15 protein-coding genes are annotated in these 18,826 nt (G+C 63.1%); 11 read left to right on the top strand and 4 right to left on the bottom strand.

Features of this window, described 5'->3' with window-relative positions; genetic code table 11:
• The first annotated feature begins 46 nt into the window (after nt 1–46).
• Together VGE08_RS12695 and VGE08_RS12690 are read left to right on the top strand one after the other, a co-directional pair.
• Nucleotides 47–1,018, top strand: a complete 972-nt coding sequence (locus tag VGE08_RS12695) for a hypothetical protein (protein ID WP_331068262.1) — start codon at nt 47–49, stop codon at nt 1,016–1,018.
• A 151-nt stretch (nt 1,019–1,169) separates the two neighbouring features.
• Complete coding sequence (locus VGE08_RS12690; protein WP_331068261.1) at nt 1,170–1,901, top strand: response regulator; 732 nt, start codon at nt 1,170–1,172, stop codon at nt 1,899–1,901.
• A 110-nt stretch (nt 1,902–2,011) separates the two neighbouring features.
• Here the strand turns inward: VGE08_RS12690 and VGE08_RS12685 are convergent, their stop codons facing one another.
• A complete protein-coding gene (locus tag VGE08_RS12685; protein WP_331068260.1) occupies nt 2,012–2,416 on the bottom strand; it encodes an Hpt domain-containing protein in 405 nt (134 codons plus the stop codon).
• An 82-nt stretch (nt 2,417–2,498) separates the two neighbouring features.
• Here VGE08_RS12685 and VGE08_RS12680 point away from each other — a divergent pair, with 82 nt between their 5' ends.
• The 3 genes from VGE08_RS12680 to VGE08_RS12670 all read left to right on the top strand — a co-directional run bounded on the left by VGE08_RS12680 (nt 2,499) and on the right by VGE08_RS12670 (nt 9,522).
• Nucleotides 2,499–3,407 (top strand): response regulator, encoded by a 909-nt coding sequence (locus VGE08_RS12680; RefSeq protein WP_331068259.1) that lies wholly within the window; start codon nt 2,499–2,501, stop codon nt 3,405–3,407.
• A 377-nt stretch (nt 3,408–3,784) separates the two neighbouring features.
• Nucleotides 3,785–5,374 carry a S8 family peptidase gene (locus VGE08_RS12675; protein WP_331068258.1) on the top strand — a complete coding sequence of 530 codons (1,590 nt, stop codon included), beginning with the start codon at nt 3,785–3,787 and terminating at the stop codon, nt 5,372–5,374.
• Nucleotides 5,375–5,388: 14 nt separating this feature from the next.
• Nucleotides 5,389–9,522 carry a two-component regulator propeller domain-containing protein gene (locus tag VGE08_RS12670; RefSeq protein WP_331068257.1) on the top strand — a complete coding sequence of 1,378 codons (4,134 nt, stop codon included), beginning with the start codon at nt 5,389–5,391 and terminating at the stop codon, nt 9,520–9,522.
• Nucleotides 9,523–9,536: 14 nt separating this feature from the next.
• Here VGE08_RS12670 and VGE08_RS12665 read toward each other — a convergent pair whose 3' ends face one another.
• Both VGE08_RS12665 and VGE08_RS12660 read right to left on the bottom strand, forming a co-directional pair.
• Nucleotides 9,537–10,649, bottom strand: a complete 1,113-nt coding sequence (locus VGE08_RS12665) for a hypothetical protein (protein WP_331068256.1) — start codon at nt 10,647–10,649, stop codon at nt 9,537–9,539.
• On the bottom strand, nt 10,646–11,518 hold the full coding sequence (locus VGE08_RS12660) for a hypothetical protein (protein WP_331068255.1): 873 nt from the start codon (nt 11,516–11,518) through the stop codon (nt 10,646–10,648). Before VGE08_RS12660 ends, VGE08_RS12665 begins: the two co-directional genes overlap by 4 nt.
• 369 nt (nt 11,519–11,887) lie before the next feature.
• On the opposite strand from VGE08_RS12660, the gene VGE08_RS12655 reads away from it, so the two are divergent.
• The 6 genes from VGE08_RS12655 to VGE08_RS12630 all read left to right on the top strand — a co-directional run bounded on the left by VGE08_RS12655 (nt 11,888) and on the right by VGE08_RS12630 (nt 18,085).
• Complete coding sequence (locus tag VGE08_RS12655; RefSeq protein WP_331068254.1) at nt 11,888–12,712, top strand: TorF family putative porin; 825 nt, start codon at nt 11,888–11,890, stop codon at nt 12,710–12,712.
• Nucleotides 12,713–12,746: 34 nt separating this feature from the next.
• Nucleotides 12,747–13,379, top strand: a complete 633-nt coding sequence (locus VGE08_RS12650; RefSeq protein WP_331068253.1) for an RNA polymerase sigma factor — start codon at nt 12,747–12,749, stop codon at nt 13,377–13,379.
• Between the two features lie 20 nt (nt 13,380–13,399).
• Nucleotides 13,400–14,044 (top strand): zf-HC2 domain-containing protein, encoded by a 645-nt coding sequence (locus tag VGE08_RS12645; protein WP_331068252.1) that lies wholly within the window; start codon nt 13,400–13,402, stop codon nt 14,042–14,044.
• Complete coding sequence (locus VGE08_RS12640; RefSeq protein ID WP_331068251.1) at nt 14,041–15,294, top strand: S8 family peptidase; 1,254 nt, start codon at nt 14,041–14,043, stop codon at nt 15,292–15,294. Before VGE08_RS12645 ends, VGE08_RS12640 begins: the two co-directional genes overlap by 4 nt.
• Before the next feature lie 113 nt (nt 15,295–15,407).
• Complete coding sequence (locus VGE08_RS12635) at nt 15,408–16,958, top strand: hypothetical protein (RefSeq protein ID WP_331068250.1); 1,551 nt, start codon at nt 15,408–15,410, stop codon at nt 16,956–16,958.
• Between the two features lie 98 nt (nt 16,959–17,056).
• The gene (locus tag VGE08_RS12630; protein ID WP_331068249.1) at nt 17,057–18,085 is read left to right on the top strand and encodes a retroviral-like aspartic protease family protein; all 1,029 of its coding nucleotides are present in this window, start codon (nt 17,057–17,059) and stop codon (nt 18,083–18,085) included.
• Here the strand turns inward: VGE08_RS12630 and thiD are convergent.
• Complete coding sequence (gene thiD, locus VGE08_RS12625) at nt 18,078–18,812, bottom strand: bifunctional hydroxymethylpyrimidine kinase/phosphomethylpyrimidine kinase (protein ID WP_331068558.1); 735 nt, start codon at nt 18,810–18,812, stop codon at nt 18,078–18,080. The genes VGE08_RS12630 and thiD overlap by 8 nt on opposite strands.
• Between the last annotated feature and the right edge of the window lie 14 nt (nt 18,813–18,826).

Here is an 18,826-nt window from a genome sequence, read left to right as displayed (position 1 = left end):
ACTGATCCGCGACGCCACGTGCGGGCCAGCACCGGGAGGCGAGATCATGACGGCTATGCATCTATCGAGAACGCATGCACCGTGCAAGGATCACCGTGCATGGGTCGGCCTGCTCCTGATCGCGCTCGGCTCGCTCGCCGGCGCAGCCGAAAACGGCGAGCAGGCGCCCACCATCACCGCCGTTCACAAAGCGCAGGAGCTGTCGTTCAACTACCGCAGCAACGGCTTCTACTATTCCTGTCACGAGATCGAAAAGCGCGTTGCCGCCTTTCTGATCGCGGTCGGCGCCCGGGACGACATCCAAGTCAGCGCGCGCAATTGCGACGCGATGATGCTCTCCTCGGGCGACACCTCCATGGACATCGATCCCACTGTGGGCCGCGGCAGCAACGATCCGTTCGGACGCGATCGGGATCCGTTCGGGCGGGACAGGAACGATTCCTGGGGCCGTTCGGGAAACTATGGCCGCGGCAACGAGCGCGAGCTGTCGGCGCAAGTGCGCATCAAGTTGATGATGCCGGTCGAAGTGACGCCGCAGATCCTCAAGGAAATCGAAAGGGACAAATCGCGCCGTGATCTCGTGTCGCGCGTCACCGGCAATCCGGCGGCGTCCATGAACGATCCCATCGTGTTCGCCGCGCGCCGCGAAGAAGTCACGCTGTCCCAACGCACCCTGCGAGGCTTGCAGGCTGAAGATTGCCAGTTGCTGCAACAGCTGACCCAGCAGGTCATCCGCAAGCTCGATGTGAAAGTGAAACATCAGAGTTTCGGTTGCGGGCCGCGCTCCAGCTCGCGCATTCCACCGCAGCTGACGGTGGAAACATTGCTGCCGACGGGCGCGATATTGCCCATGCCGAATCCAGAGAGAAAGACTACCGCCCCTGCCGAGCCCGGTGCCGAGCCGGGTGCCGGGCCGGGCTCGGCAAGTCCGCACGACCCATCGGGCTCGGCGAGTCCACCTGGTAATGCGAGTCAGCCCGAACCTCAGCCTGCCGGCACGGAACCGCCCCAGCAGTAACATTCGCAGCGCCACTGCGCGCGCCTCATTCGCTCGGCAGCAACAGCCGCCACAGTCATCGCCAAATTGACGCAATCGACTGAGCAGCGCTCGCGCGGGCTCGAACAGAATTCCCGCAACTGCCCCGGGGAATTTGCACCGAGCCATGGTCATGATCGAACTGCTTCGTATGCAAGCTCAGATGCAAGCACGGCAACTGACCGACTGCGTGCGAGCCCTCGCCCGCGATCCGCTAGCGCCTGAACAACTCAACGCGTGCGCCTCGGCGGCACGCTCGTTCGAATCCACCGCTCTATCAGTGGGACTGGCAGCCGGAGCCGAGCTGGCACGCGCTATGGAGGAATGTATCGCCGCCGTGCGCCGGGGCGAGATCGAGCTGCAGCAGGAGCTCATCGGCATGATGCTGCGTGCGGTGGAGGTGCTCGTCTCCATGGCGCAGCTCTCGCCCGCCGAGTCATCCCTGGTGCTGGCAGAAAAGGACGAACAGGAAGGTTCAGAACCCTGCACGAGCAGATCGGTCCTGGTGGTCGATGACTCGCCCGAGGTCCGCGAGCTGGAACGCAAGCTGCTCGAATTTCGCGGCTATCGCGTCACCACCGCCGTCGACGGCGTCGAAGCCTGGTACGCACTGCTGGTGGGCAATTTCGATCTGGTGCTGACCGACATCGACATGCCGCTGCTGGATGGCATTCAGCTGACCCGGCGCATTCGCAAGAGCACGCGTTTCGCACGCCTGCCGATCTTGATTGCCTGTGATCGCGACGACGTGCAGCAGCGCTGGCGCTGCTTCGATGCGGGCGCGAGCTATTACGTCATCAAGGGCACCTTCCATGACACCTTGGTGGAAGCGGTGGCCACCCTCTTGGGTCCCTCGCGGCACTGACCCCGTCGCCAGGCGGCGTCAGAATCGGAGTCAAATTGCCGGCAATTCTTTCATGGCTCCATTCATGGCTCTATTCATGGCTCCATTCATGGACCCGCTCATCGCCCCGTTCATGGATCTGGAGATTCGCCGAGCGCGCTCAGCTGACTCGCCAGTGCCTCGCGAAACTTTGTCAGCTCGGTCGTGAGCTGCTCGATTGCCTGCTCAACCTGAACGACCGAGCTTTCGCTCTGCGCTTGCAGGCACGCCGCGCGCTGTGCCAGACATCTGGCACCCAGCATCGCGGCGCTCCCCTTCAGTGTGTGCAGGGTGTCGCCGAACGCAGCGCCTTGCTGCGTGGCCAGCGATTCAATGAAATCCTCCGCATTTGCCACGAACTTGCGGTACACCGCAGCCACGGCCGCGGGTTGAGCCAGGCTGGCGAGGAGGTCATGTAATACATCCACATCGAGCACCTCGTGCGTCTCGATGTTGGGGCCGCCTGTGGACTGCGGTCGATCCTTGGAACGTGACATAGACCAGTGGTGTTGGCAGTGGGTCCGAATAGGGTACATTGAGCGTCTACCTGTCGGGCAGGTACACAGGTACAGGACACGGATGAAATCACAGTCTGCCGACGAACGCGCGCACGTTGATCCCGCAAAGGGGCGCGTCCTCGTCATCGACAATGATTCCTCGATGGTGTTGTGGGTTCGCTCGGTGCTGCAGGCCGGCGGCCACCAGTGCCTGCAAGCATTCAGCGGCGAAGAAGCGCTCGCAATCCTGCGCAGCACTCCAGACATCCTGGTGGCAATCAGCGACATCCACATGCCGGGCATGGACGGCATCGCCCTGCTGCAGAATGTCGGCTCGTTGCGCGGCGGCTCCCTGCCACGATTCATTTTTTTGACGGCCTATCCCGAAGTTGAATTCGCAGTCGCGGCGCTGCGACTCGGCGCGCTCGACTTCCTCGTCAAGCCGGTACGCCCGCAAGAGCTGCTGGCCGCGGTGCGCAACGCTCTCGAACGCGTCGACCAGAATCGTGTTGCGATGCAGTTGACCGATCAGGCGGCGCTGCTGGCACAACAGGCCGAAGCGCTGGCGGCCGCCCTGCATGCGTGGAAGCAGCCACAGGCCGAACAGTTGCCCCACCGGGCAAACAAGCCTCGCAGTGATCTGGCCCTGCTGGGCTTGGATCATCTGCGCAGGCCGCGGCAGGCGGTCGCGCCACTCGGTGATCTCGACGATGTGGCTTGGGAGCTGTTGCGCGAACTGCTGCGCGCGGAAAAGGCGGGACAGCGAATGTCTGTTTCTGCGCTCAGCATCTCGGTTGAGCACATCTCGTCGACTACTGCGCTACGTCGCATTCGAGATCTCGTCAAAGCAGGACACATCGTGCGCAATCCCGACCCGCTCGATGCGCGCAGGGATTTTGTCGCACTGGCGCCCGAGAGCCGCGCTGCTCTCGAGCACTACCTCGAACAAGTCACGAAGGAACTTGCCGCCGCGGTTGCCCCACGGCTGTGACTAGCGGTTAGTGGTTGGTTCAGAAAGTCTCGAACCAACCGCTAACCGCAAACCGCTAGCCACTGCGGCAAGACTACTGGCCGTAACGAGAACGGAGAATCACGATGGGGAAGATCGTCCGACGCAGGCGCTGGTTGCTCGGAGCCACTGCACTTGGTGCAGCACTCGTTTTCACGGTCCTGTGGCCGCAGCACAAGGAAGCATCCCTGACCGCGCTTCCGTCGGCACCGCAACCGACTGGCCTTGCGCTCCCGGCACATCGAGCCGAACCCGCCAAACACGCAGCGCCTGCTGCCGGAGAGAGGCGGGCTGCGCCAGCGGGCGCACGGCAAAACTATATCGTACAAGCAGCGCATGCCAGTCTCGCTAGAGACGCAGTGACACGCGCGGGCGGCGTCATCACTGGCGAGCTTGAAATCATACGCGCGGTCGGTGCCGAGCTGGACGGTAACGAGTTGGCGAAGCTCTACGAAATGGCCGTCGAGGGTTTGCGCGTTTATGACGATGCAGCGGTCACATCGAGCAGCACCATGCCGCCGCCTGAAACGTATTACCCAACGCAAGTCGGCGCAGCGACCATGCATACCGGCGGCGTAACCGGTCGAGGCGTGACGGTCGCAGTGATCGACACGGGCGTGTGGGACGAAAAAGGGCCGCTGCAACAGTCGGCTTCGGGCCGCAATCCTCGCGTGCTCGCGCAGTACGATGTGATTCTTGCCCGCGAAAATCCGAGTGCGTATCCCCTGCTTTCGCTGAACAAGTACAGCCGCGACATCGACGATCCGAACGGCCACGGCACGCACGTCTCATCGATCATCGCAAGCAGCGCCGTTACTTCCGCTGGCCGCTACCAGGGTGTCGCGCCCGGCGTGAACCTGGTGTCGGTGCGCGCACTGAACAGCGAAGGCATGGGCCGCTACTTCGACGTCATCGCCGGCATCCAATGGGTGGTGAACCAGCGCATCGCATATGGCATTCGCGTGCTGAATCTGTCGTTGAGCGCACCGGTGCGGTCGCATTACTGGGACGATCCGCTCAATCAGGCAGTCATGGCGGCGTGGAGCTCGGGCATCGTCGTGGTTGTTGCCGCCGGCAATGACGGACCGGCGCCGATGAGCATCGGCGTGCCAGGAAACAATCCCTACGCCATCACCGTCGGCGCAGTCACGGATCGATACGAACCGGGCCAGCCCAGCCAATATCGCCTGGCATCGTTCTCCGCTGCGGGGCCGACCTATGAGGGCTTCGTGAAGCCCGAAGTCATCGCGATGGGCGGCCACGTGCGCGCCTATGCTCCCGATGACGGCACGCTCGCGCAGCGCTTTCCGCAGTGGCTCGACACCAGTTATCCGGATATGACGATGTCGGGCACGTCGCAAGCGGCAGCGGTCACCAGCGGCGTGGTTGCATTGATGCTCGAGGCCAATCCCGGGCTGTCGCCGAACAATGTGAAATGTCGCCTCATGGATGGCGCGCGCCCGGCGGTCAGGTCTGACGGCACGCTCGCCTACTCCGTGTTTCAGCAAGGTTCGGGCCTGGTCAACGCGCACGACGCGATCTACAGCACGGCGTCGAATTGCGCCAACCAGGGTCTCAACGTCGCGGCCGATCTCGCCGGGCTGCAGCACTATGGCGGCCGTGCCAATCGCGACGAGAACGGCAACTACTACATCATGGAAGTGGAGAGCGAGGGCGGGTTGCTGACTCAACTGCTCAGCCCGCTCGGCAACCTGCCGCTGCTCGGCCGGCTGCTGGTGGGGCTCGCGGTGGCGCTCGACGGCTTGCTGTGGGACGGCAGCCCACCCAGCCACGAGGGCGTGACCTGGAGCGGCGGCTTCACCTGGAGCAATGGCTTCACCTGGAGCAACGGCTTCACCTGGAGCAACCAGTACACCTGGAGCGAAGGGTTCACATGGAGCAACACCGCCACGGGCAGCACCGGCGTCGAGCCGGCACCGCAGGAATAGTCACCGGCGCAACCGTGAGTCATCGCGCACGCAATGGTTGGCTTGCGCTGCTCGCCGGCGCGGCGTTCAACGTCGCGCTTGCGACACCGCCTGTGCCCGAAGTTCGTCCCATGTACTTCGAGCATCTGTCGGTGCGCGAGGGACTGTCACAGAGCACCGTGATGAGCATCCTGCAGGACTCGCGCGGTTTCATCTGGCTAGCCACCGAGAGCGGCCTCAATCGTTACGACGGCTACTCGCTCAAGGAATATCGCCGCGAGCGCGGCAACGAGCAGGCGCTGGCCAGCGACTATATCTGGAAGATCGACGAGGACAGCCGGGGCGACCTGTGGCTGGCGACATCTGGCGGCGGCGTGGCGCGCTGGGATCGCTGCAGTGATCGCTTCCAGCAGTTCCGGCACGTGCCGGGCGATCCTGACAGCATCGCCAGCGACACGGTGCGCACACTGCACGTCGATCCCAGCGATCGAGTGTGGGTCGGCACGGATCGCGGCCTCGATATGCTCGATCCACGAACGGGCCGAATGCGCCACTTCATCAATCAGCCTGGCAACGCACGTTCGCTCGCGGCCAACGGTGTTTACGAGCTCTACTCCGATCGCGCCGGCCGCCTTTGGGTCGGCACCGATCAAGGCCTGAATCGCTACGAGCCAGCCACCGACGACTTCGTGCCCATCCCACTCGACGGGCCGCTCGGCAGCGCACGAGTGCGCTCCATCATCGAAGATCATCTCGGCACGATGTGGATCGGGACCTTCGGGGGCGGCCTGCATGGAATCGACGCGCAGACCTCCGCAGTGACATCGTTTCGTCACGCCGTCAATGACGCGCGCTCGCTCAGCAGCGATCGTGTGCGTGCGGTGATGGAAGATGATGCGCACCGCTTGTGGGTAGCGACTTCCGACGGCCTGAACCTGTTCGATCGTTCCTCGCACAACTTCGTTCATTACCGACGCGACACCGACAACGCCCACAGTCTCCGCGATGACGATGTGATGTCGCTGCATCAGGACCGCGGCGGCGTACTATGGGTGGGCACGCGAGCAGGCGGTGCCAGCCACTGGAGCCCGAAGAGCTGGACGCTGGGCCACTATCAAAGCGCGTTGTTCGGCAACAGCGCGGTCAACGCTTTTGTCGACGACGGCGCCGGGACTGTGTGGGTCGGCACTCTCGACGGACTGGTGGAGATCGATACCAGGCAGCGACGCGAACATCGCTACACACGGGCATCTCCGGGGCCGCTCAGGCTCGAGGACAACAGCGTCATGTCGTTGCTGTACGATCGTGACGGTGCCTTATGGATCGGCACGATGAGCGGCGGGCTGCTGCGTTTCGATCGGCGGCGCGGCACGGTTCGTTCCTATAGAAACAGCAACGCCGACCCGGCAGAGTGGCTGGGCGACGGTGTCATGTGCCTGTATCAGGATCGCGGCGGTGAGATCTGGGTGGGCACTTTCGGTGGCGGACTGGCACGCATCGAACGCGGCACGGGCAATCTGATCCGCTATTCCTCCGGAGCGGCGCCCGCGGCACTCAGCAGTCTTCGTGCCAGCGCCATCGTCGAGGACCTGCAAGGCAACCTGTGGATCGGCACCATCGGCGGCGGCTTGAATCTGCTCGAGCGGCACACCGGCCGCTTCTATCACTTCCGCCGCAACGATCGCGATCCGGGCAGCTTGAGCGACGACATCATCTACGCCGTGCACGTCGACCCGGAAGGCACGGTATGGGTCGGCACCGCCAGCGGCGGCCTCGACCGGGTGATCGGCGACTCCAGCCAGCCCGGCGCGATTCGCTTCCAGGGCGAGCAGCGGCTGGCGAACCTGCCCGGCCAGGCGGTGTACGGCATCGAATCGGATCGCCAGGGTCATCTATGGCTGAGCACCAACAATGGCCTGGTCCGGTTCGATCCGCGCAGCGGCAGCAGCCGCCTGCTACGCGAGGTGCACGGCTTGCAGGCCGACGAGTTCAACTTCAATGCGCACTATCGCGGCCGCGACGGCACGCTGTATTTCGGCGGCAGTGGCGGCTTCAATGCATTCCTGCCGGAAAGCGCGCTGTCCCAAGCGCCGCCGCCGCGTGTGGCTCTCACGTCCGTGGCGGTGCTCAACGAGCAACTGCCCTTCCCGGAATTTCCCGATGCCGAGCATCCGCTGCAGCTGACGCACGGCGACAAGCTCGTGACCTTCGAGTTCGCGGCGCTGGACTTCATGTCGCCGGCAAACAATCACTATCGATATCGGCTCGAAGGGTTCGATGCCGATTGGGTCAATGCCGGCGCGCTGCATCGGGCGACCTACACCAACCTCGAAGCGGGCGAGTACACCTTGCGCGTTCGTGCGATGAACGCCGACGGTGTGTGGAGCACGCAAGATCTCACCATTCCCGTACACGTCGCCGCGGCGCCCTGGAACACCATGTCGGCACGGCTCGCCTACGCGGCCCTGTTGTTGCTGATGCTCGGCTACGTGTGGAACCTGCAACGAGTACGCAGCCGGCGCGAGCTGGATCACAAGCGCGACCTGGAATCCATAGTTCGGCTGCGCACGCAGGAACTGGAAGAACGCAACCGTCAGCTACAAGTGTTGAGCCGTGCCAAGAGCGACTTCGTGGCTCGCATGAATCATGAGCTACGCACGCCTATGAATGGCGTGCTGGGGTTGAGCGAGTTGCTACTCGATTCGCGTCTCGATGCCGTGCAGCGCCGCTTTGCCGAGGGCATCCATCGCTCGGCGGATTCGTTGCTGGCGATCGTCGATGACGTGCTGGACTTCTCCAAGCTCGAAGCCGGCCGGCTGCAGCTGGCGCCGCTCGACTGCGACCTGGTCGAGCTGGTGGAACAAACGGCCGAAATGCTGGCGGCACGTGCTGCTGGAAAAAACATCGAGCTGCTGTGCCAGTCCCCTCCCCGGCCACTGCCCCGCGTACGCGTGGACGTGGTGCGATTGCGCCAGGTGCTGGTCAATCTGGGCGGCAATGCGGTGAAATTCACCGACAGTGGCGCGGTGACATTGCGAATCTCCGCGCGGGAAGTGCACGGCGAGCGAATGCAAGTGCGGCTCGATGTTGCCGACACCGGCATCGGCATCGAGCCCGAGAATCAAGCGCACATCTTCGAGGAGTTCGTGCAGGAGGACGCATCGACCACACGCCGCTACGGCGGAACCGGATTGGGATTGGCGATTGCCCGTCAGCTGGTGGCACTGATGGGAGGACACCTGACCCTCGTGAGCACGCCTGGCGTGGGCTCCACATTCAGTGTCGATCTGTCATTGCAACTTGCAGAGGCTTCGGCGCCGCTGCCCATCCCATCCGCTGACGTGGTCGGGCTGCGCATACTGGTGGCGGATGACAACGCAGCAGTGCGGCGATTCATTGCGCACGCGCTCGATGAATGGGGCGCGCATGCCACTGAAGCCGGCAGTCTGCCTGAAGTACTGCGAGAGCTACGCTCGATGGCCTACAACGTCCTTCTCATCGATCATTCACTGCTCGACACCAAAGCACTCGAAGAACTGCAGTCCGCACTCTCGGAGCGTGCGGTCCGTCCGCGGGTGATCCGACTCGCGGCTTTTGCGAAGCTGGCGGATGCACAAACCTCCAACGGGCAGTGGTTCGACGCGGAGATCACCAAGCCTGTACGCCTGCTGCCTTTGCAACAGGCAGTGATGGGCGCGACACAAGAGGATCTGGCGCAATCCTCCGAACGCCCCGAAGCGGCGCCGCTATTGGCCGCGGGCGCTCGCGTACTGGTGGTGGAGGACCAGTCGCTGAATCGCGATGTCGCCGAGGGCATGCTGAAATCACTTGGCGTGGAAGTGGCCACCGCTCATGACGGCAGCCATGCTCTGGAGATGCTCGAAGGCAACCACTACGACGTCGTGCTCATGGATTGCCGCATGCCCATCATGGATGGTTTCACTGCCACCGCCGAGCTGCGTCGTCGCGAAGCTCCCGGGCAGCGCGTTCCTGTCATCGCCTTGACGGCCGATACGACGAGCGCAGCCCGCGAAGCCTGTCTGCGCGCCGGCATGGATGACTATCTCGGCAAGCCATTCAGCCGTGCGTCATTGCGAGCCGCCCTGGCGCGTTGGATCGCTACTCGCCCGCCAGCACCGGATCTCGCCATGCAGAGCGGCGCGCGTTGATCCGTGTAGGTCGATCAGAAGAACCCGTGCAGTTGCGCAAAATAGATCCTGCGGTTCTGCAGATCGTTCTGTGGAATGCCGTCGTAGATGCGTGCGCCCACCCGCAGCTGCATGAACTGGAATGGGAAATACTCCCATAGCAGGCTGTAACGATTCTGTTCGTCTTCGTCGACGTCGGTATCGGGCTCGAACACCTCGGCCGTGATCTTCAGATTCTGACCTTTGGTGATCAACCAGTTGGCCTCGATGAGTCCCACCCATCGCTTGCGTTCGCTGCTGCCGTCCGGCTGCGGCCCGAGCGTTTCGTCCATGAGGTAGTCCGCTTCCGCCAGCCACGCAATCGGGCCGGTGCGCACGCCCGCGAAAACGCCTTGCATCTGACGATCGCCCGCATCCGTGTGATTGAAATTGAATCCTGCGCCAACTCGCCATGCGTTCTGGATATGTTCGGCGCGCAAGCTTACTTGCTTGCCTTCATCCGGCTCCGGCCCGCTGGCAGTGCCATTGGACACGGCAAGCTGCGCGGACACCGATCCGGATTCGTATCCCACCTGCACGCCGCGATCCGGGGTCGCGAAATTGATGCCCGTGACCTGCCGAACGAACGCACCGTCGTCCTCCAGACGCAGCCCATACGGCAGATAGAACTGCCCCGCCTGGACCTGCCAGCGCTGATCCTCGGTCGTATAGCGGGCGAACGCTTCCAGATTGGTGCTGCCGCCCGGCGCCACTCGCTGATCGACATAAACAGCGAGACGATTGGGAATGGCGGAGATCGCCAGATAGGCCCGCACTTCCTCCAGATCGAACTCGGACTGAGCGGAGCTGTTGGGCACATCGGTGTATGTGCCGTTCGCACGCAGATTGCCGCCCAACGCGATGAAGCTATTCACCATGCCAGTCCACGAATCCGTGCCAGTACCTTCGATGCGCTTCGCCGGCAACGCGCTTTGAGCCCACGCGTTGCCAAAGGCATTGCGCATACCGCCGCCGGCGGCATTGAAATGACAGCTGCTGCATTTCAGTCCTTCGCGAACCGCAAAGTACGGCTCCGCCTGGGACACCCCGCTGACGACGAACAACGGGGCAAGCGCCAGCCACCCTGCCACGACCCTGTTCGATCTCATCGCGTCGTCTCCACTGTGAAGCGCAAAACGAAATCTCCTCCCGGGGTACTGTTGCCATCGCCATCGATGGCGCGGGCTTGAAAGTCGGCCAGCGCGACCGGGCCGTCGCCAGCGATGCGCAGCTCATACGTGTCGGCTGCCAACATCGATCGCGGCGTGATAGCGAGCACCGTGGGAAGCTGCGATCGAACGGTGACCTCGACGGGCACGAGGATTTCGTTACCGGAATCGAACTCGCCATCGCCGCCGCTGGCGCGCAATGTCACGAGACCGGCTTGCAACAATGACGTGTCGAGCTCGACGCTCGATGTGACGACGATGTCGCGGGTCGACTGAGACATCGCCTTGCCGCTGATCGGCAACACTGCAGTGAGCTTTGCAACTTCCGAGAGTGAGTCGCTGCTCACCCCCGCCGTGCCGTCCGTGGCGCCGTCAGTGATCCATTGCCGAATGACATCTATCGTTGCTTGCGGCAATGGCGTGCCGTTCAGCGGCATCCGCCCGCCGACCGCAGCCGTGCCTTCCAGTTTCTGAATGAGATAACTGGCGTCGGGATTGCCGGGCTGCACGCGCATCAGCGCGGGCACTTCGACGCTGGACGCATTGACCAACAACGCGTATGAAGCGCCCGCCTCGAGTCGCAAGCCCAGCGGTGCGGCGGCGCCGGCATGACACGCAGTGCAGATCGGAGTGAAGACCTGTTCCTGAATGGATTGGAAAGTCGGCTGCAGCGTGTCCGAACCATCGCCTCCATTGCCGTCGAGCGGACGACCGTTTGTATCCAGGCCCGTGCCGTCGCCAGCGCAACCGCTCAGTGCACAAGTCATTGCACCGATCAGGCACACCGCCCCGAAACTCGCCAGCCTCATGCGCGCACCATGACCGTTTCTCAAGGATTACCGCTCGAGCGATTGTTGTTGGCTGGCATGGGTGCCCTGCGCGCGCACGCTGGTTCATTCGCCGGGTTCATTCGCCGGGTTCATTCGCCAGGTTCATTCGCTGGCGTTGAACCTTGCGAGTGCGCGCGGTCACTCATGTCCAGACAAAGCGCAGCGATGCAGTGCGTTGATCGCGACACTGTAGGTGTCGCTACTACAACGGCCGAGCGGAAGGCTCGTTTGTCGCGAGTGCGCTGAAAGATTGATGACAGCGGGAACCTTGGAGTTCTCATCGGGCCATCGCAGCGCGTATGCTGTTCGCACCGAGAACCACTCGGAACAGCAACGCGCCAGCCCCGAATGAGCACCAGCGTTTCCATCGGTGCGCCGCACGACTCACGAATGAAGTCGTGGACGCGGGCTTTTTATATTGCCGGCATCCCGAGCGTGCTCGGCATGCTCGATACGGCGTATGCCGACGTAACAGGAGCGGATGCAAGACGAGTGGATGTGAGATGGCACGGCTCGCTCGCGCTGAGCAGCGATTACATCCAGCAAGGTCTGTCACAGACCCTGGGTGAACCAGCACTGCAAGGCGGCTTGAATGCCGGGATCGGTGAGCAATGGTCCGTGGGTGCCTGGGCTTCCACCATCGACCGCTACGAGACCGCCGGCACGGATATGCGGGGCGGCAATCTGGAGATCGATCTGTTCGCAGCGCGCGCCTGGAAAATCAGCCCCGAATGGATCGCCTCGCTCACGGCCACCCATTATTTCTATCCCGACGATTCGCTGCCGGTCCGCTATGACTATGACGAGATCGCCGCCTCGCTGGGTTATCGATCGACCTGGTTCGCGACCGTGGCATGGTCGCCGAACTACTCCGATGCAAGTTATCGCGGCGTGGCGGAAGACAAATCGGCACTGTCATACGAGCTCAGCGCCAATCAACCCATCCACGGCAGATGGTCGAGCAACATCGGCGTGGGTTATCGCGATCTCGGCGAGCTGTTCGATGAACAGTATTGGTACGGGCACGCCGGGTTGATGCTGGCGGCCCGGCGGCTGACCTTGCATCTGACCTACACGTATGTGGATGCCAGCGCGCGGCGGCTGTTCGGACACGAACGAGCGAGCAATACCTGGTCCGGCACGCTGATCTGGAGATTCGGCGCCATCGAATGAACCGTGCGGCTCGCCCGGGGTACTTACCAGCGTGATGACGCGCACTCACAATGAAACCGGCCCGCGGCTGACGCCGGTCGCCAAGCCGGCGCCTCCCGGCAACAACGAAGCCGAGCTGGCGCTGATCCGGCGCGTCAGCCTGCGCGACCGCGGGGCCATGCGCGAGCTCTATTTGCTCTATCACCGCCGCCTGTCGCGATTCCTGATGCGCGTAACGCAACGACAGGACCTGACCGAGGAAATCATCAACGACACGCTGATGGTCGTATGGAACAGTGCCGAGCGTTTCCGGGGCGAGTCGCGGGTCTCGACCTGGATCGTCGGCATCGCCTACCGGCGCGCCTTGAAGAGCGTGCGCCGACGGCGCTCCTACGAAGTCCTCGAGCTGGAAGCGAGCGACAACCTCATGGGCGACGATCACCTGCAAGCCTGCGAAATGCAGCAGTGGATCGAGGAAGCACTCGACGAGTTGCCACTCGAACAACGCCTGTGCCTGGAGCTGGCCTATGTGCTCGGGCATTCGTGCGAGGAGATCGCGACCATTACCAGCTGTCCGGTCAACACTGTGAAAACCCGTCTGTTCCATGCCCGACGCAAGCTCAGCGTACTGTTGCCGCGCCTGGCGGGGAACCTACCCGAAGACACACGAGCAGAGGCGCACAAATAGAGAGGCGCACGAGAGATCGCATGCAGAAACTGCACGCCAATCATGAGCAGTGCTGGGAGAGGATCCCCTGGGTTGTGAACGGCCGCGCCAGCGACGCCGAACAGCAAGCCGTGCTGGCGCACGTCGAACAATGCTCCGAATGCCGGGAAGAACTGACGCGTCATCGCCAGTTGCATAGTCACATGCGCGGCGACGAGGATGTCATTGCCGCGCCCAATGCATCTTGGCAGAAGCTGCTCGCGCAGATCGATGAGCAGACGACCGCCGAGGCGGCCCGCGCCAGGACGTATCGAATGAAACGTCCATGGCTCATCGCCGCGCTCTGGATTCAGCTGGTCGCGATCGCGGTACTGACAGGGGTATTGTTCAGATCGCCCCCCTCCAGTCAGCCGGAATACGTCACCCTCTCCAGCCCACAGCCGCAAACATCCGATCGACGCGCGGCGGTTCGAGTCGTGTTCTCTCCAACTGCGCAGTTGCGCGACATCAATCAGCTATTGCGCAGTGTCGAGTGCGAAATCCTGTCCGGTCCGAGCGAAGCTGGCGTCTACACCCTGGCCGCAGAACATGGTAAGGACGTGCACGCCATCATCGCTACCTTGCGTGAGCACTCGGATGTATTGTTCGCGGAGCCGAGCCTGACAGCGGCAGGATCGTCTCAATGAAACATCTGGCGGCACTGTTTGCGCTACTCATCCTCGCCGGCTGCACACAGTTCGGACGCGAGCCGGCCGATGAAGGTCTCATTCGCACGCATCCCGAGCGCTTCGTCGTCATCACATTGCGCAACACCGAGCCGATGCCGTCCCCACGCGCCGGTTCGTCTCCACGCGACTACGGCCTGGCCACGCAGTACGCAGTTGCGCCCCTCACTCGTGCCACCGTTCGCGAGCTCGCAACGCGTTACAGGCTCAAACCGGTGCGCGAGTGGCCGATCTCACAGTTGCGCGTCCATTGCATCGTCTATCGGATAGATGATGGCGATTCACCAGCCGATCTGCTCCGTCGGCTTCGTGGCGATGCCAGAGTCGAATCGGCGCAGCCACTGAATACGTTCGGCACGCTCGGCAACAGTTACAACGATCCTTACGCCAAGCTTCAGCGCAGCCTGCCCGCCATGGGCGTGCCCCAGGCGCATGCATGGTCGCGTGGCAAAGGCGTTCGTATTGCAGTGATCGATACGGCCGTGGATGTCACGCACCCGGATCTCGCTGGCAGCAATGTCACCGTCAGCAACTTCACGAGACAGCGTCAGCAAGCTGGAGCTCACGGCACCGCGGTTGCCGGCGTCATCGCCGCCACCGGCGACAACCAACTGGGCATCGTGGGCATCGCGCCGGAGGCGCAAGTGAATTCGCTCGCGGCTTGCTGGCCGGACCCGAAGCAACCCGATCGAGCCGTTTGCGACAGCTTTACGCTGGCTGTCGCGCTGGGGAACGCCATCGACCTGAAAGCGGACATTGTGAACCTGAGTCTGGCAGGTCCGAGTGATCCGCTGTTACGGCGGCTGGTCGAGCACGGACTGGCGCACGACATGATCTTTGTTGGAGCGCTGCCCACCGGCGGGATGGCGGAAGGCTTTCCGTCGGAAATTCCTGGCGTCGTAGTAGTCGATGCGGTCGGACACAAACATACGGCGCACGACGTGCTGCTCGCCCCCGGCACCGACGTGCTCACGTTGGTCTTGAAACAGGGTTACGACTTCGTTTCCGGCAGCTCCATGGCGGCGGCGAATGTTTCCGGCGGTATCGCCTTGCTGCTGTCACAGCGGTTCAAAGCCAATGAAATCCGCGATGTACTGGCCCAGACCGCCGCCAACGGCGACAGCATCAATATCTGCGTGGCCCTGGCCGGCCCGGAAGCCCGCCAGCATTGCGACGCTGGCGGCTCGCGCTCGGCACACATCGATCCCTGAATGGCTCGACAGGACACGATCGGACACAACAATAATCGCCCCGTCGCAGCGGCTCTTTCACTTTGGCCAGCGCTGGGACTACTCTACGGGGGGCACCAATAGGTGGGGACACCATGGCGCTTCCTGGCCGCATCACTGGCCTACTCGAGGCGACTGAGACGAGACGAGCGCTCGCGGCCGTTGCGTCCGGTGCCGTGCACCTCACAATTCTGCTGGCAGCGTTATTTTTCGGCGGCCGGCAGGACGGCCTCGGCTCCAGCGACCAACTCGCCATGCAGATGGTGCTGATCGAAGCGCCCGACGTCGATCGCAGCGAAGGCGTCGAGCTCGCGCCGCTGGAACCCACTTTCAGCTCCGCCCAGCTCGCCGAGCTGCTCGACCTGATCGAGCCGGCACCGGCATTGCCGCCGGCCGAACGAGTCAACACCGAGCCTGCGGGCGGCCAACCCGAACCGCTGGATATTCCAGCGGAAACACCTGCCGCAATCATCGTCGACAGCGTTGCGCCGGCACCCACCCTGCAGGCGTCGGCCGAAGAACGGGCGGCGCTGCCCGGAAAGCTGGCCCGCCTGGTGGGAGAGATGGCCGGCGCGCCCGAAACCCAGCTGGAATGGGAAGAGAACGGCAAGCGGTACAGCGCGAAGCTGGTCTGGGAACGCGCCAAGGATGGAACGGCGCTCGAACACGTGGTCGCGCAGGTCAGCGCGGCCGATCGCGGCAAGGTGCTGTCGACGCGAATCATGCTCAAGCGGCTGGCTTTCTCGCAGTTCACGCAGATGGTGGACAATTGGGACCGGTTGGTCCAACTGCACGATGACGTGATCGTCGGGCGCTTCCACAGCAACTCGCAGTTCAACGTGCTGCACGATTCGCGCGTGGGACCGAAATTCCTGGGCAAGGTGACCACCGCGGCCCGCAGCTTCGAAATGTTTGCCAGCGGGCGCCGCCGGCAATCCGAGATTTTTCCCGGCGGCGTGGAGACACGCACCAGCCGCATCGATTTGCCGGAAGCATTGCAACCGTTCGCGTGGGCCCCGGATGACGAGCCATCCCGCGTCCACGAGCTTACGGACGACACACGCATCCGGTTCTTCCCGGACGGCAGCTACATGTGGCGCACCAACGGTGCCACCGGCCCCGGCTATCTCAATTCTCCCTCCGATCAGCCGGTGTACTTCATCGGCACGCGGGGCAGCACGTTGTATGTGCAAGGAACCTTGCGCGGCAAGATCCTGGTCTATTCGCCCACCAAGATCGTGATCGAGGACGACATCCGCTATGCCCACGACCCGCGCCAGGAACCGGACTCGCGCGACTATCTCGGGCTGGTCAGCGACAAGTACATCGAAATCGCGCCCCCCGGCGTCACCGGACCCGGCGACCTGGAGGTTCATGCCGCGATCTTCGCCGGCCGCCGTTTCGTAGTGCGAGACATCGACCATTGGCGATCGGCGACCCTGCGCATCTATGGGAGCTTGTCCGCGGGCAGCCTGTCCGCAAGCGAACCGCGTTATGCCACCGAGATCGAGTACGACCAGCGCTTCGAGCAGCGGCGGCCGCCGGGTTTTCCGCTCACCCACCGGTTCGAAGCCGAGCAATGGGATGGGCAATGGGTAGAAAGGGCGTCGGAGTCGCCGGAACGAATCGTGGAGGAAACGTTCTAAGCCAACAACACAGCGATTCCCGACGGGCCAGCCACGAGCGGCCGCCGGAGTCGGGGGATTATGGGAAGTTTGGGCCTGCAACCATGTCGAGAGAAATCATGGCCCCGCGGCTGCTGATTGCGCTTGCCACGCTGATATCGATGGCGAGCCTGGCCAACGACGTTGAGAAGACGTCGCTGCCGCCTATCACGCCCGGAGGCAGCGAAACCAGGAACGCCGCGGCCAACGGCGTCGACGGCGCGAACGTCGAAGGCAAGAGTGTCGAGGAAGTCGTGGTCGAGGCCCTGGAGCCCCGCTACGTGGCACCTACCCTGCGCGACCGTATCGGGCGCGTCTGGGCACCGGTCTACATCAACGACAAGGGTCCGTTCCGGCTGGTGTTGGATACCGGAGCCAACCGGACTGCGGTCATTCCGTCGCTGGCGGCGCGCATCGGTACGCCCATCGGCACGAACACGGTCAGGCTGCTTGGCGCCACGGGCACCTCCGTCGTCCCCTTCATACACGTCAACAGCATCTCGATCGGCGACCTGTACCTGGGCGATCGCAAGGTGGCGATCGTGCCCGACGTGTTCGGCGGCGCAGAAGGCGTCCTCGGCGCGGATGGTCTGAGCGACAAGCGGGTCCACATCGATTTCAAGAACGATGAAATCTCGATCCGGCGTTCGACCGGCGTGGTGCGCTCCAACGGCCTGACGCGCGTTCCAGTCAAACTGCGCGAAGGCCATCTGCTGATGTTCGACGTGAAGCTCGCGGGCGTGCGCACTCGCGCGATGCTGGATACCGGAGCGCAAGCGACCATTGGCAACAAGAGTCTGCAAGCGGCGCTGGCCAAAAAAAATTCCAAGGGCGTCAAGAACACCGTCGTCGGCGTGACGCTCGATGAGATGCATGGCGAAACCCTGTTCGCGCCCGCCGTCGACATCGGCGATCTCACCATCCGCGGCATGCGAGTGACGTTCGGCGATATGTATATCTTCGACGCGTGGAAGATGAACGACCAGCCCGCGCTGCTCATTGGCATGGACATCATTGGCTTGCTCGACACGTTGATCATCGACTACAAGCGCCGCGAGCTGCTCTTGAGTCCGCGCCGTGACGTGTCTAGCCGAAACACGTCTACGTAGCGATGGCGAGCAGTCGCTCGTGGATGTAAGCCTTGGCCTTCCGGCAGGCCGATTCGAGCGACATTCCGGTGGCCAGCAATGCAGCGATGGCGGAGCTGAGCCCACATCCTGTGCCTCGCATGACTGCATTCACTCGCCTGGCGGTTAAAGCGACAGGAACTGTCGATGGCGTTGCCAGAACGTCGGTGGCCTCACTCTGCGACCCGTGACCGCCCTTTAGAAGCACGGCTTGCGTGCCGAATCGAAGCAGTTCCTTCGCTTGATGAAACTGCGCATCGATCGTCATCGCCATCTCGCAGCCAAGCAGCGTCGCAGCCTCCATGAGATTGGGTGTCACCAACGTGCATCGCGACAACAAGTGATCGCGTAGAAGCGCGACACCGTCGCTATCGAGCAGTGCCGCGCCGGAGGATGACATCAACACCGGATCTACGACGATCGGCATCTGCATTCGGTCGGGCAGCTCTTCCAGCACGGCGCGCACAATCGCGCCGCTGCCGAGCATGCCGATCTTTACCGCATCGACTGGACCGGAGCGAAGCGCCGCTCTCAACTGTCGACGCACCACCTCTGGCGAAAGCTCGCACGCCGCATCCACTCGGCTGTGCGTTTGTGCCGTCACCGCAGTTACCGCGCAGACTATTCTGGCCCCGAAGTTCGAGACTACCTGGACGTCGTTAACTAGACCCGCGCCGCCGCTGGAATCGGTGCCCGCGATAACGAGCACGCACGGTTGCTGCT

This window comes from Steroidobacter sp. (assembly GCF_036406195.1).
Taxonomy (GTDB): Bacteria; Pseudomonadota; Gammaproteobacteria; order Steroidobacterales; family Steroidobacteraceae; genus Steroidobacter.
Note: the sequence above shows the minus strand (reverse complement) of the source record. Positions and strands in the feature narration are given on the sequence as shown.